The 16,110-nt window shown below is 45.4% G+C and carries 8 protein-coding genes; all 8 read right to left on the bottom strand.

The window, feature by feature from the left end; genetic code table 11:
- Window positions 1-230 precede the first annotated feature (230 nt).
- Window positions 231-1,796 carry an ATP-binding protein gene (locus tag DXA15_RS11155; RefSeq protein ID WP_128134062.1) on the bottom strand — a complete coding sequence of 522 codons (1,566 nt, stop codon included), beginning with the start codon at window positions 1,794-1,796 and terminating at the stop codon, window positions 231-233.
- Window positions 1,797-1,984: 188 nt separating this feature from the next.
- Complete coding sequence (locus DXA15_RS11160) at window positions 1,985-4,261, bottom strand: GH92 family glycosyl hydrolase (RefSeq protein WP_128134063.1); 2,277 nt, start codon at window positions 4,259-4,261, stop codon at window positions 1,985-1,987.
- Between the two features lie 29 nt (window positions 4,262-4,290).
- Window positions 4,291-6,561 (bottom strand): GH92 family glycosyl hydrolase, encoded by a 2,271-nt coding sequence (locus DXA15_RS11165; protein WP_128134064.1) that lies wholly within the window; start codon window positions 6,559-6,561, stop codon window positions 4,291-4,293.
- Window positions 6,562-6,581: 20 nt separating this feature from the next.
- Window positions 6,582-8,897 carry a GH92 family glycosyl hydrolase gene (locus DXA15_RS11170; RefSeq protein WP_128134065.1) on the bottom strand — a complete coding sequence of 772 codons (2,316 nt, stop codon included), beginning with the start codon at window positions 8,895-8,897 and terminating at the stop codon, window positions 6,582-6,584.
- Window positions 8,898-9,291: 394 nt separating this feature from the next.
- Window positions 9,292-10,860 (bottom strand): RagB/SusD family nutrient uptake outer membrane protein, encoded by a 1,569-nt coding sequence (locus DXA15_RS11175; RefSeq protein ID WP_128134066.1) that lies wholly within the window; start codon window positions 10,858-10,860, stop codon window positions 9,292-9,294.
- A 29-nt stretch (window positions 10,861-10,889) separates the two neighbouring features.
- Window positions 10,890-14,267 carry a TonB-dependent receptor gene (locus tag DXA15_RS11180; protein WP_128134067.1) on the bottom strand — a complete coding sequence of 1,126 codons (3,378 nt, stop codon included), beginning with the start codon at window positions 14,265-14,267 and terminating at the stop codon, window positions 10,890-10,892.
- 159 nt (window positions 14,268-14,426) lie between these two features.
- The gene (locus DXA15_RS11185; RefSeq protein ID WP_128134068.1) at window positions 14,427-15,401 is read right to left on the bottom strand and encodes a FecR family protein; all 975 of its coding nucleotides are present in this window, start codon (window positions 15,399-15,401) and stop codon (window positions 14,427-14,429) included.
- Window positions 15,402-15,470: 69 nt separating this feature from the next.
- Window positions 15,471-16,034: an RNA polymerase sigma-70 factor gene (locus DXA15_RS11190; protein WP_128134069.1), complete on the bottom strand. Its 564-nt coding sequence runs from the start codon at window positions 16,032-16,034 to the stop codon at window positions 15,471-15,473.
- Window positions 16,035-16,110 lie beyond the last annotated feature (76 nt).

Consider the following 16,110-nt stretch of genomic DNA (forward strand, 5'->3'; position numbering starts at 1 on the left):
TGTAGACAGCGACCTGTTACACGAGGATCTGTCACTTCTGAAAAATAATTAGAGGTATTCATTTTGCAATGATAAACTTTTTAGAGGAATTTTGGTGCGGTCGCCCTGGTCATTTCACTTTCACCTTGTCAATTATTGAATATTATTTATAAAGAAAGTTTACCTAAATTAGTTTTTGCACTCTCAGCATGATTTTAATCTTTATAGCCAAATCGGTTAAGGTTAGGAAGCTATTGGAGATCATGGAAGATTCCCCATTCTCCGATATTCCGTTCTTTCCGATCGAACGAAACACCGACTTTTATCAGTTTACGATGATCTATTCGATAAGGTAACAGGTATCCTTTATCGTTTATTTGTTGTAAAGCATCTTCTATACTTCCGTCCAACTTAAATTCAAAAACGTAAATGTATTCTCCGGTTTTGACAATTGCATCCGCACGGCCTTTGGCACTACGGACCTCTGCATCACAGAACTGCCCCATCAATTTAAAGATCAGATAAAAGACAACCTGGTAATGACGCTCTGTCTTGTCATTCAATTCATAAGGGAAATCCGCAAAAAAAGCACGCATACGTCGCATAAAAGCATCGACATCGCCGGACTCTAGTTCATGGACAAATTTACCGATATAGAAGCCTCTTGCTTCTTCAGTGATGGAAGAATAGAAAGGAGTGATAAAGTTTAGGAATCCGTAACGCACTTCTGCGTTTGGAAATTCCAGTTTATAGAGTTTAAAACGGGCATCGTATTCTTTGATTGTCAGATATCCGCTTTGATAGATTAACGGGATCGGGTTGTTCCGTTCAGCACGGTATTCGGTAAAAGCCGATGCTTGTGTCTCTACACCATCGATCAAAAGACGAAGGTCGTATTCACTTTTCTTCAATAATTCGACCAAAAAGGTAGGAGTTCCGGTCTGGAACCAATAATCGCCAAATTCTCTTTTGTCTAATGCACTTAATGTACTGAAAGGATTAAACACTCCCTCCCGGTTTGGATGAAAGTGGTAGCCGTCGTATTGCTTCACCATCATTTCAACTGTTTCTTCCCATGTCAGTGACTGCATTTGACCTAGCTGTTCCAATTCGGGACGCAAGTTCGCAGTTAACTCTTGATGTGTTATACCGCAAAGAGTTGCATAATTATAATCGAGGCTTATATCATTAAGTTGGTTCAAATCACTAAAAACGCTTACTTGTGCAAATTTAGTGACACTGGTCAGGAATACAAAACGCAGGTAACGGTCAGCACTTTTGAGAACGCCATAGAACGCTTTCATCGTACGCCGATAGGCTTCCATCAAAGATTCATTATTAATAGCCTGCAAAAGAGGTTTATCGTATTCATCGATCAAAACAACTACCTGACGCCCGGTTTGTTCCCAGGCACGACGAATGACATAGAAAAAACGTTCTTCCGGAACACGCAATTTCATTTCATCTCCGTAAACAGCTTCCCACATTTCCAAATATTGATTTAAAATAGCTACCAGATCTGCTTCCGTTTCATATTTACGGGCATTCAAATCAAGATGCAACACCGGATAAGTATTCCACTCCTGTTCTAATTTTTCAATGGCCAAACCTTCAAATAGTTCTTTTTTCCCTTGAAAATAGGCCTCCAATGTAGAAATCAGTAAACTCTTTCCGAAACGACGGGGACGACTGAGAAAATAAGGCTTTCCCTTCATCACCAATTCATAAATCAATGCTGTTTTATCGACATACAAATAGTTCCCATTCCGAATATCTTCAAAATCTTGTATTCCTATCGGTAATTTATGACTCATCATTATACGCTATTTTAACTTTTATCTAGTTGTTGAACAAAGATAAACATTTATCCGTATAAAGCGGAAACAACCAACCAATTAATATCAACTACAACAGAATATCAAAAAGAATCAGCCAAGTAGCTAACCTATATACTACTTGGCTGATTTTTTTTAAGAATACCAGATCAAATCCGGAAAGAAAATCATTATTGAGGTATCGGAGCGGCTGAAGGCGGAGGTGTCTTTGTCCCCCACTCTTTATTGGCTCTCGGGCCCATTTCAAGTTCAAGCAGGCCGCCTTGGGCGATGTCGCTGTGCTGGAACCAGGGCTGGTTCAAGACTTCCCCGTTCAAGCGAGCCGACTGCACATATTTGTTCTCTTCGGAAGCGTTGTTTGCTTTGATCTCAAACGTATTGCCGTTACCCAGGTCAATCTTCACATCGGTAAATACCGGGCTACCTATATTATAGGTAGGAGAACCGGGAGTAACCGGATAGAATCCCATCTGGCTGAACACAACGAAAGCAGACATACCACCACCGTCTTCATCACCGGGAACGCCCATCACGTCGTTACGGAACCACTGGTTCAACAACGTACGGATACGTTTCTGAGTCTTCCAGGGCTGACCGGCATAGTTATACAGATACGGGATATGCAAACTCGGTTCGTTAGCCATCGAGAACATACCTACGTTGCCGGTATGGTCGGGAAGGAAGGAATAAAAACTCCATTTGGACATACCGAGCGGTTCGTTGAACATGGAATCGAGATCCAAAACAAATGCTTTGTCACCACCGATCATAGAGATCAGGTCGCCGATGTTATGCTGTACGTCCCAACGATACACATAGGCATTGTTCTCATCGTAATAATCGCGGGCACCCAGGCCACCGTCATAACGGTAATCCATCGGTTCGATGAACTTGCCGTCCTTATCCTTCGGATGGAAGAAACGGGTATCGGGGTTGAACAGGTTGCGGTAGTTATAGGATTCGCGCAGGTAATGTTTGGCTTCATCTTCCTTGCCCAGTTCGGCTGCAATCTGCGAGAGACACCATTGGTCGTAGGCTGTTCCCAGCGTAACGGCTACCGGCTGGCGTTTTTCCCAGATAGAGACGTTGGCTACCGTTTCCTTTTCGCCGGGTTTCAATGCGGGGATATAACCGTGTTCCTTATAGAAATCGTCCAACCATCCGGCAGGGGCAGCCGACCAGGGGATCAGGGTTTTCTCTTCGATACCTTTCTTTGAAGCGATATAGGCCTTTTCCAGGTCAAAGCCGCGCAAGCCTTTCTTCCAGGCGTCGATCACGGTGGCAACGGCATGGTTGGAGTTCATACGGCGAGAGTCGCCGGTCACTTCCGGGAAGGTCGGCATCCAGTTCGTACCCATCTGTTCCGCCATCAACAGGAAGGAATTGATGATATCGCTCTCACGTTCATTGTCAATCAGGATACGCAACGGATGGGTTGCACGGTAGGTATCCCAGATCCAGTCGTCGGTATAGAACGGACGACCGCCGTCTTCATGGATCTGACCATCGAAGGCACTATAGTAACGGCCGTCTTCGCTCAGGTTGACCGGACGTTCGTAGCAACGGTATAAAGAGGTATAGAATACGGTCTTGTCGTCGTTGGTTCCGCCTTGCGTCTGGATTTTGCCGAGGGCATCGTTCCAGTCGTTGCGGGCGATCTTGGCTACAACGTCCACATCGTAGGCAGCAATCTCACGTTCGAGGTTCTTCTTTGCCTGGTCTTCGCTGATGAAGGAGATACCGTAGCGCACACCGAGTTTCTTCACGTCATTCCCGTAAGAAAGGACAAGGGCAGCGTCTTTACCTTCGACTGATGTTTCGCCGTATTTCACGGTGTTATCTCCCAATACGCCGCATTGTTGCGGAGCTTTGTCTGTTTCGGCATAGAGATAGACTTTCGTCTTCCGGTCTACGAACTGGTAACCGCTGACGCTCTTTCCATCGCTTTTCAACTGTCCGTTACGGCTGTTGAAGATCAGATAGGCAGGCCCTTCTCCTTCAAAAGTGATGCCATAGACGGCACTCTGATGCGAAGGGGCGAAGTCTACATCTATATTATTATCGTCCAGATATACCTGGTAACGATACGGATAGATCTTCTCATGGTCATAGCTGTAATTGATAACCGGTTTCAATCCGGATTCTTCTCCCTGATACGGGCTCAGATTAAAAGCAGAACTTCCGCGGTGGCTGGTTACGATAACCGGCAACCCGCTCAACATATCACCTGTAAAATCGGCACGCTCCGGATAGACACGGAGCATACTGTTAGGTAAATGTACGGTCGGATAGGTAGGCACCAGCAAGTGACTGATGTTTCCCATATAGGGATTGACATAGTCTACCGGGCTTTTCTGCTCCGACGGGAGACCTCCTCCGGCAGCGCAGGAGGCCAGTAAAAAAGCTGAAGCCAGCAAGGCAACAGATGTCTTGATTTTTTTATTCATCTTTTTTCTGATATAAAGTTTATAAATTATTATTCGGCCGACTTAGGACGGTTTTCCGGTGCCGCACCAAACTGCTTGTTCGGTGTGTTTCCCATAACAAACGTCAGGTTCCCGCCTTTCATGATGTCATCATACATTATATATGACTTCTCGTAAGGCTGTCCGTTCAATGTAACCGATTGGATATAAATATTGTTTTTATTGTTATTCTGAGCTACGATATCAAATGTCTTACCCTCTTTCAAACGCACCGAAGCCTTCTCAAACAAAGGACTGCCGAATACGAATACGCCATTTGAAGGATTCACCTGGTAGAATCCCAGGGCTGACATTACATGCCAGGCAGACATTTGTCCGCAGTCTTCGTTACCGATGATACCTTCCGGCTGGTCCGTATAGAACTCATCCTGGATAAAGCGAACCTTCTCGGCCGTCTTCCACTGTTCGCCGGCATAAGGATACAGATAAGCGACATGGTGGCTCGGTTCGTTACCATGGGCATACTGACCGATCAGACCGCTGATATCGCTGGATGCCCCCTCTCCCATGTCACCTTCAACAAGGAACAAAGAGTCGAGTTTTGAAATGAAAGCGGCATCGCCTCCCAGTATATCGATCATGCCTTCCGGATGCTGGGGTACAAAGAATGTATATTGCCAGCCTGTTCCTTCCGTAAAATCGCCTACCCCGTGTATGGAACGGAAAGGATCATACGGCGTACGCCAGCTACCATCGTCCATCTTCGGACGGACAAAGTTGATGTCCTTATCGAAATACTGCGCATAATATTTACCTCTTTTCAGGTAATTGTCGTAATCGTCTTTCTTACCCATTTTCTTTGCCATCAATGCAATGCCCCAGTCATCAGCAGCATATTCCATGGCGATGGAAGTCGCTTCATGCACTTTATCACAGGGGATATATCCTTTTTCCAGTACATAAGGCACGGCATTCTGTTTTTTGTTGGTAGCTGTTCCGGTCATCGCCTGGAAAGCACGTTCCGGATCAAAACCCTTGAAACCTTTGAGGTAAGCATCAGCCACAATAGGCACAGAGCTATATCCCGGCATACAATTCGTTTCGCCTCCTATCAGATGCCAGATCGGTAATTTACCCTGCTGGTCGTAGATGCTTAGGAAAGAATTGACGATATCGTCTACTTTCTCCGGCGCAATAAGGGTGTAAAGCGGGTTCAGAGTACGATAGGTGTCCCACAGGGAGAACGTAGAATAGTTCGTCCAGCTGTTATTGGAATAGATCTTATCATCCTGTCCACGGAACTCACCGTTCACATCACAGTACAATGTCGGAGCAATGAACATGTGATAGACAGAAGTATAAAATATCTTTTTAGCCTTTTCGTCCTGTGTATCTACAGCGACGCAAGCCAACTGGTCGTTCCATTTCTTCCGGGCATCCTGATGAACCCGGTCGAAATCCCAATGCGATAATTCCGCCTGCATATTCTTCAAGGCATTTTCACAACTGACAGAAGAAATAGCCACCTTTGCCAATACATTTTCAGGATTGTCTTTAAAGGTAACAACCCCTTTTACACCTTCGCCGGTCAACTCATCGTTACCGGCCGGGGCGTCATCGTTGAAAACCTGCAAAGAAGCAACCGGCTGGTCAAACTGCATGGTGAAGAATACTTTATGCTGCGGACTCCATCCATGAGAGAAACGGTAACCTTCCAAGGTGTATTCGTCTTTCTTTTTCAGATAAGTCTCGTAAGAGCGATCACCGTTCCCTTCTTTCAGGTTGATCAGCAGATGCCCCGGTTTGCCCTTCGGGAAAGCATACCGATGCAGGGCGACACGTTCGGTTGCCGTCAGTTCCGCCTTCACGCCATTATCCATCAGCAAAGAATAGTATCCCGGAGAAACCGACTCATTCTCATGTTTGTAGTAAGAGGAACAGGCACCTTCTATATTGTCCTGTTCACCGCGTGCCGTACGGACTTCTCCGGTAAACGGCATCACAAGGATATCGCCCAGGTCGGCACAACCGGTACCGCTCAGATGAGTATGGCTGAAACCGATTATCACGCTGTCGGAATAATGATAGCCCGAACACCAGTCCCATCCTTTATGAATATTCTGCGGCCCAATCTGTACGGCCCCGAAAGGCACGCTGGCACCCACAAATACATGGCCGTGTTCACCTGATCCGATATAAGGATCCACATAAGATACATAGTCTGTTATTTTCTCTGTCTTCTCCGGTGCCTGGCAGGAAAAGACGAAAGATGCCAGGCATATAGCTACGCCTGACATCATCCATTGTTTGTTTAATTTCATCTTAGTATTCAATTCTGTATTTATTTTTTCTTCTTTTCATCCACTGAGAATGAATAAGGGAAGTCTTCCGGGTTAACACCTCTGTTCAGGTTGGGTTTGTCGCCCATCTTAAAATCGAGGACACCGCCTTTCAGCAGTTCGTTGTGGTCGAGATAGTTCTTGGTATAATTGACGCCGTTGAATGACATCGACTCGATATAGATATTCTTGTCGCTGTTTTCGGGAGCGTTGATCACCAGGTTCTTTCCATTCTCGAAATGCAGTGTTGCCTTCTTGAACAACGGGGCGCCCAACACATACTGCGTAGTACCCGGAGCCACCGGATAGAATCCCAGGGCTGAGAATACATACCAGGCGGAAGTCTGGCCGTTGTCTTCGTCACCGCAATAACCGTCAGGTGTCGGAGTATACATCTTATTCATTACGTCACGTACCCAGTACTGCGCTTTCCAAGGTTGTCCGGCGTAGTTATACAAGTAGATCATATGCTGGATCGGCTGGTTGCCATGTGCATAGTTACCCATGTTCATGATCTGCATTTCGCGGATCTCATGGATTACCTGTCCGTAGTAACTGTCGTCGAACAATGGCGGAACGGCAAATACAGAATCAAGCATCATCACAAAAGAGTCTTTGCCACCCATCAGGTCGATCAGTCCCTGCGGATCGTGGAAGACAGACCAGGTATAATGCCAACTGTTGCCTTCGGTGAAAGCATCCCCCCACTTCAACGGAGAGAACGGTGACTGGAAAGTACCGTCGGCATTTTTTCCGCGCATCAGTTTACTTTCCTTGTCATACAGATTCTTATAATTCATGGCACGTTTAGCATACAGGTCGAGTTCTTTCTTCGGACGGCCCAGTTCTTTGGCGATCTGATAAATACACCAGTCGTTATAAGCATATTCCAGCGTACGGGCTGCGTTTTCATTGATCTTGACATCGTAAGGCACGTATCCCAGTTTGTTGTAATACTCATGTCCCAGACGACCGGTGGAAGACACTGTCGGGTGTACGTTTTCCGTTCCGTGGATCAGGCCTTTGTACATCGTTTCCAGGTCATCGACCTTTACGCCCTTCATATAAGCATCTACCAGGATGGAAGCCGAGTTGTTACCCACCATGCAACCACGGTGTCCCGGACTTGCCCATTCGGGGAAGAAGCCGCTTTCCTTATAGGTATTGATCAGACCTTCCTGCATTTCCTTGTTCATAGACGGATACATCAGGTTCAGGAACGGGAACAGGGCACGGAACGTATCCCAGAAACCGGTATCGGTAAACATATATCCCGGCAGAACTTCGCCGTTGTACGGACTGTAATGAACTACATTTCCGGCTGCATCGATCTCATAAAACTTACGCGGGAAAAGCAATGAACGGTACATACAGGAATAGAACGTACGGTACTGGTCCAATGTTCCGCCTTCTACCTCGATCTTTCCCAAGACATCGTTCCAGGCTTGTTTACCTTTAGAAACCAGGGTATCGAAATTATCATTACCCAATTCTTTCATATTTACAGCAGCCTGGTCGAAGCTGATGAAGGAAGAAGCCACCTTGGCCTGAACGATTTCGCCTTTCTTCGTCTTGAAACCGATCACGGCACCCACATGGCTGGAAGTTTGTTCTTTCGAACCTTCTTTCAGCGTGTTGTCGGCAAACGTCGCTTCGTAGGTAAAAGGTTTATCGAATTCAATAATAAAGTAGTTCTTGAAGTTCTCAGGAACACCGCCGCTATTCTTGGTAGAGTAACCGACAATCTTGTTTTCTTCCGGGATGACTTTGATATAAGAACCGTTATCCAACGCGTCTACCACAATGTAAGAATGATCGTTTTCCGGGAAGGTGAAACGGAACAGAGCGGCACGGTCGGTCGGAGTCAGCTCCGTTACCACATCGTGATCGGCCAGATAGGCTTTATAATAATAAGGTTTCACCACTTCACTCTTATGGGAGAACCAGCTGGCACGTTTATCCTGGTCAAATTCAGGAGCGCCCACAACAGGCATAATGGCAAACTGTCCGTAATCGTTGATCCACGGACTTGGCTGGTGGGTTTGTTTGAATCCTCTTATCTTATTTGCGGTATATACATACTGCCATCCGTCTCCCATCTTTCCTGTCTGGGGAGTCCAGAAGTTCATCCCCCAGGGACGGGCAATGGCGGGATAAGTGTTTCCTGTCGATAGTTCAAAGCTCGATTGAGTTCCCATCAACGGCATTGCATACTCTACCGGGTCAAAGGCGTCGTTACCGGGAGCTGCCATAGCTGGCTTTCCAATCCAGGCCGTCATCGCGACCAAAGCAATAGCCAATACATTTTTTTTATTCATGTTTTCTTATTTTGGGTTGAATTTATAAGTTTAAATGAAGCCAAATCATCAAATTCATTATTCACACAAAGATAAAGACAATCCGGAAGAGAAAGAATACAAATATCTTTAATTCATATACAAAATCACATAAAGGGACTCTTTTTAAGGGAAAATGAAGTCCAAACCTAGTCTTCGGTACATAAGCGACCTTGTAATCTTAATACTTCCAGGCTAAATTTCTGTCTGACAGGAGCTGTTCCTGATCAGTTGCCTATAAAAACTGTAGCCGACACTGTCGGCAAAATAAACGACAGTGTCGGCAAAGTTTTCGACAGCGTCAACAATATTACCGACAGCGTCGGCAACAGATTACATCGGCAAGCAAATGCAATCAGACGCCATGTCATCACGATTACTTCGAAGAGTAACCGGAGTTTTGAGTCAGGCGGGGATTACGCTGCATTTCATTTACTGAGATCGGCCATAGCAGGTCGGTTTCCTTAAACGTAGCACCGGAAGCATTCTGGGCTCCTATCAAATCTACATAATTTACCCGGCCGGCTTCTGTTTTGGAGATCACCGGGAATTTGCCCGTACGCACGCAATCATCCCAGATCTTGTATTCCAGCGGGAACTCACGCAAACGTTCGGTCCAGCAGGCTTCGATAAATGCCTGTTTCGACAGCTTCTGCAAATCGGCGGCAATCTGGCCGGCTGTTTTACCTTCCATATCGGCACGGGCCTGCACCTGTGCCAGATATTCGGTAGCTTCGGCCGTGACTCCCTGGCTTTGGGCAATAGACTCCGCTCCGTCCAGCAAGGCTTCGGCGTAGCGGAAGATATTCCAGTCTTTTGTGCCCTTACCTGTACTCAGCAAAGCGTCTTCATCATAATAATACCAGCATCCGGCATTCTTGGAAGACCAGGTCGCTCCCGTGTTCGGGTTAGTGTATTCCCAATGGAAGAACTGGTTCGGCTGAACGCGCAAATCGTTCTTGTCATACACATTCAGAAATTCATCAACAGGGCCGTAGACACGTTCGAAAATCGAATAGGTACCGAATACGGACACGGCACTTGAATTAAAGGCATATGTAGGGAACCAGTCGCTTGTATTCACTGCGTTGTCGTATTCCTGGGCATAGATCACTTCGTCGAGATCATCGGTCGAACGCAGCTTGTTGAAAGCACTGTTCATCTTGAGGTCGTCATTCTGAACCAGCTTATGGGGCGAGTCGATCACTATTTTTGCGTACTGGGCGGCATCGGCATATTTACCCTGCTGCATATACACGGAAGTCAGCATCATAGCGGCGGCATACCGGGTGATCCGGTGAGAGTTGTCGGCAAATTTTGCAGCCGGCAACACATCGGTCGCCTCTTTCAGGTCGGCTTCGATCTGGGCGTAAATGGTTTCGGGCGCCGTACGTTCAAGTTCCATGTTCTCTGCAATAACATAAGGTTCCGTATAGAAAGGAACAGCTCCGAATGTTTTCACCAGATAGAAATAATTGAATGCACGGAAGAACTTGGCCTCTCCGATCAAGCGGGTCGATACCGCCTCTTCCATCTTTATATCCGGAATATTTTTAATGGCTGCGTTTGACACGTTGATCGCTTTATAACAGGCATCCCAGATTCCGTCCATCGTTCCTGAGATTTGCATAGTGTATTGCTGGCGGTTCAATTCGCGGGAATACTTACAAACGATCTCCTGCCCTTCATAGCTGTTCAGAAAATAACCAGTGAGCAGTCCGGTAATGGAGGCAAAACTTCCGACATAAGCACTCGGCGCCGATGCTATCTGCCGGATAGCACCTGTACGGTACAAATAGTTGACGTTGGCCAATGCCTGCGCTTCCGTTGTATAATAACCGACAGTAGTCAGCTGGCTTTTAGGCTTTTCATCCAGAAAATCACTACATGCCGTAAAGCTGAACAGTCCGGCACATAAAATCGCGGTCGTCAATATCTTTTTCATATTTTAATCGTCTTAATTAGTTAAATGAATCAGAAAGTCACATTAACACCGAAAGTAAACGTACGTGCTCTCGGATAAGAGAAGAAAGTCATGTTCTGGCCGAACTTGCCGGCTCCCTTGTCCGTCGAACTGGTCTCGGAAGTCGATTCGGGATCGTAACCCAGGAAATCCTTAGAGACAATCTGGAACAGGTTATTACCACTAGCATACAGGCGCAAACCGGACAAACCGAGTTTCTTGACGGCATTCTTTTCAAATGTATATCCTATCTGCAACATATTGCAACGCAGATAAGAACCGTTGGCAACCCATTGAGAGTCGGTTGTCGTATCCTGGCCGGCATGTTTTTCTCCGTTATGGTCGCCGCTTTGCAGATAGATCATCTGCTGCATGGTTCCCGGATTTGTTCCGTCATAGGCATCATACAGGATATTCTTCAAGCCGTTGGTTATACCGAAACGGTCATAAGTTGAGTGGAAGAAACGCTGCAACGTTTCAACGCCCCATACAAACTGCAAATCCAGTGTAAGATCAAAATTCTTGTAAGAGAAGTTATTGATCCAGCTACCCGTCCAATCCGGTAATCCTTTACCGATGATCTCTTTTTCGGAAGAGCGTTTTGCACGGCCTATCTGATTCTTTTCGCAATTGCCGGCTTCAAAGTCTTCTATCGTATAAACACCGTAACGTTGCAGGCCATAGAAGCTACCCATACTTTCTCCGACACGCAGGATACTGCCGCCGTTTACCCAATCGTACAGATACACATCGGCATCGGTATCACCCAGAGCAAGGATCTTATTTTTGTTATAGTTCAGGTTTACTACTGAGTTCCAGTTGAATTCTTTACTACGTACCGGAGTTGCATTCACCATCAAATCCATACCCTGGTTTCTTACTGCTCCGATATTTTTAAAGATCGTGCTGAATCCTGTCGAGTGAGGAACCGGGCAGTCCAAAAGCAAGTCGGTCGTTTTCTTATTATAGTAAGCGATATCCAGGTTCAAACGGTTCTGGAAGAAGCCAATATCGAAACCGATATCAAACTGCCCCGTCTTTTCCCATTTCAGATCCGGGTTCGACATGGTCTTGATATAAGACCAGGGAGCACGTTTACCGTCGATCAGATGCGTTCCGGCATCCGTCTTGCCCAACGAATTGTACGGACCAATTTCAGAGTTACCGGTCAAACCATAACTGGTGTGCAGTTTCAGGTTGCTTATCACTTCACTGTCAGACAGGGAATCTTCCTGAGAGATATTCCATGCCAGACCAGCAGAGGGGAAAAAGGCATATTTATTGTTATCACCGAATTTGGAAGAACCATCGACACGGCCGGTAACGGTTGCCGAGTAACGATCTTTATAGGTATAAGCCAAACGCAGGAAATAAGAGTTCATAGCCCAACGTTCCCAACTTGATTCCGGACTGCCCGGATTGGTTCCGACAGCCATGTTGTTGTCTTCGTAGAAGTCGTCAGCAAAACCTTTCGTACGGGATTTGTTCCAACGCTGTGTGCGTTCCTGCCAGGATAAACCGGCCATGGCGTTTATGCGGTGATCGCCGAATACTTTACTGTAAGTCAGGTAAGTTTCTTCCTGCCAGTAGAGTGAGTTCCAGTTCTGGTATTCAGCCCAACCGTTAGGCATGGAGATATTATTCAGGGAGATGGAAGAATATCCCCTGTAGGTTGCATTATGGCTGTCGATACCGAACAGGGTCTTCAGGTCCAGGCCGTCCATCAAATGGAAAGTCAGCGCAGCATTACCGAATATCTGCGTATTATATCGCATACGTTTCTGCAAGTCCAGGATCATAGCCGGATTGGACATGCCCTCCAGACCGAAATAATTGCTTTCGCTCAAAGAAGTGGTGCTTGTCGTATAATCACCGTTGGCATCATAGACCGGCAGCCAGGGAACCATCTCGATCATGGTACGGCGGGCATCCTGTCCGCCGCCGTCTTCCGGAGTATAGCGTCCCCATGTATGGTTAACCAACAGGTTAACAGCCGTAGACAACCAGGGAGTCGGATTGGCATCGTAAGCGACCTTGGCATTCAGACGTTTGTTATACGTATTATTAACAATACCCTGCTGATCGGTATAATTCAGGAAAGCACCCATGGAAGAGTTCTTGCCGGCCTGCTGTATGTTTATCTGATGGTTGTGTGAAACAGCCGTACGGGTAGCCTCATCCTGCCAGTCGGTATCATACAAAGGATTACCGTTTTCATCGAAATAGTTACGGTCATGGAACCAATAGGAACGGTCCAACGACCAGTCTTTCCCCATATAGGTATTCTCATTCTCCAACCCTTTCATGAAAGTGTCTACCCATTCCTGCGAATTCAGCAAGTCCATCTTACGGGCAATATGACTGACGCTGACTGATCCCTGATAACTGACAGAGGTTCCTTCGCCGTCTTTCTTTCCCCGTTTGGTTGTGACCATAATAACTCCGTTGGCACCACGTGCACCGTAGATGGCAGCAGCAGAAGCGTCTTTCAACACTTCCATGGATTCGATATCATTCGGGTTAACCAGTCCGAAGTCTTCCATCACGACACCGTCCACTACATATAACGGTTCGGAAGAAGAGTTGATAGTAGCCATACCACGGATAATGACACGGTTCGCATAGGCTCCCGGCTGGCTGGAATTCGAGAAGATATTGACGCCGGAGACTTTACCGCGCAGGTTATCCAATGCACTGAAGTTCTGATTCTTTGTCAGTTCCTCTCCTTTGGCAACTCCGATAGATCCTGTTACATCCGATTTGCGCATTGTTCCGTAGCCGACAACAACGACTTCATCCAGCGCCTGTGTATCTTCTGTCAGTACTGCACTGACAGTCGACTGGCCGTTTACCGAGACTTCGCGGGTCAGATAACCGATATAAGAGATCACCAATACCGCTTTATCCGGAATCTCCAGGGAGAATTTACCATCGACATCCGTGATCGTACCGTTGGTTGTTCCTTTCACTACCACATTGGCACCGATGACAGGCTCTCCGGACGAATCGGTTACCGAACCGGTTACTTTCTTACCTTGCTGCTTGATAGAAAGCAAGCTGTTCTTCGTCAGTACGATATAATCATTCTCAAAAGCGAACTTCACTTCCGAGCCTGCAAAAGCGTCATTCAGGTATTGGGCAACGGATTTACTTCCGGCTTTTACAGGAATGGTTTTATTTACATCTACTTCATTTTTACTATAGACAAACAGATAATCTGTCTGCTGTTCAATCTGATCTATAAAATTAGCGATAGTCATATTCTTTCCGCTCATATTCACTTTCACGTTTTGCGAACTGGTCTTTGAAGCAAAGGAAGAGAATACACAAAGGGAAAGCAGAATGGCTGAAATTCTCATAACATTTAGAATTTTCGGTTCTTTTTTCATAACTTTGTTTCCATTATTTGTTAATACTTAATTACTTTGATTACGTGTTAGCATGCGGCCGAATGGATGCGGGAACGTCTTTCGGCCGTTTTTTTATTCTTTATATTTCCATAGGCAAATGATGATTTAAAGGTTGAACATATTTTATTCTCTCAGTCTTTATCGTATTACAATATTATTGTTTTCTTCATCTTTAATATAAGTAAAATAATAGACTTTCCGCAGTGTGCGGAGTGCACTTTCCACCCCATCCCTCTGCCGGAATTTTCCACTAAACTTATATTTCATAAGCTTGCTATTATTGACCGTTATCACGATATCATAATATAATTCAAACTTCTTTATTATGTCTTCAAACGGGACGTCATCAAAGGCATAAATACCTTCTTTCCACAGCAAAAAATCGGTATTGCCCATAGGGCGTTTCACTAATTTATTATCTTTTAATTCCACACATTCGTTTGGATTCATAAACAGCGCCTTTTCCTCGTTCATACGTTCATATACTTTCACCGAACCTTCCAGCAATGCCGTATTAAATTCTTCCCGGCCTTTATAGGCAAATACATTGAACTTCGTTCCCAGGACTTTTATATCCAGTTTCTCCGTTGACACCACAAAAGGTTTATGTTCATTATGTTCAACATCGAAAAAGGCTTCCCCGTCCAGTTCCACTTTACGTTCTTCACGGGCAAAATGATTCGGATAGCGGAGCGTGGAACGGGCGTTCAACCAGACAGTCGTTCCGTCGTGCAGTTTCACCATCGCCCGTTGTCCGGACGGGGTCGTAAATTCCTCGTAAGTGACCATTTCTTCTGCCGGTTCCCGGTCATTCATGACCATCCAGGTCGAGAGAATTGTTATACAAATGGCAGCGGCATAACCGGCAGCATGTTTAATGATATGTATCGGATAACGCTTTTTCCTGCAATGGGTCTGTTTGAAAGCGGCTAATTTATCCACAGCCTCAAATTCGTCATTTTCATTTGGTAACCAGGAAGATAAAGCATACAGGTTCTGTACAGAAGAAAAGTCTTTCCTCAACTCTTCATCTGCCTGGATCATCGAGAATAACGACTTTCTTTCGGCTGCCGTTATTTCTCCTTCAAAGTATTTTGTTATTAAAATGTGCATTTTCCGGCTTTTATACAAGGAGAGCGTTTCAAAAGCGATTTCCTCCTAAAGCCGTTGTACAAATAAATATTATTTAACATCTAAAAGAAAGAGTAGCAGGGGCAAATAGTCCTTCAACTCTACACGGAGTTTTCTCAGGGCAATGGTCATCTGGTTTTCCACCGTACTTACGGTTAAGTTAAGTTCATTGGCTATCTCACGGTTTCTCTTTCCTTCGATACGGCTTTTAAGAAATACCTGCCGGCAGCGTTCCGGAAGTTTATTGATTGCCGTCATCAGTATTTGTTCTATTTCTTCATCAGAAGTAAAAGAGTAATTCAATAATTCAAGGGCGGTTAACTTCGCACTAAGCTCCTGTTTATATTCATCTGCTATTACCTTGTGCCTGAGGTAATCCAGGGATTTATTTTTAACCAGAGCGAAAAGATAGGAGACTAAACTGATCTGTATATCCAACACTTCCCTCTTTTCCCACAACAGGAGAAAAACATCCTGTACTATATTCTCCGCATCTTCGTCAAACAATACATATTCTTTAGCAAAACGGAACATACGGGAATAATATAGAACATAGATTTTGTCAAAATTATTCCGTACATCTTTCAGCAAAATATCTGTATTTTCCACTTGCATTTTTATATCAGGAGTTACTATTCTTTACAGAATACCATAGACATGAATGTTATAATCACAGCAAAGATATAAAAGA

Source organism: Parabacteroides sp. AM58-2XD (assembly GCF_003463685.1).
Lineage (GTDB): Bacteria > Bacteroidota > Bacteroidia > Bacteroidales > Tannerellaceae > Parabacteroides > Parabacteroides segnis.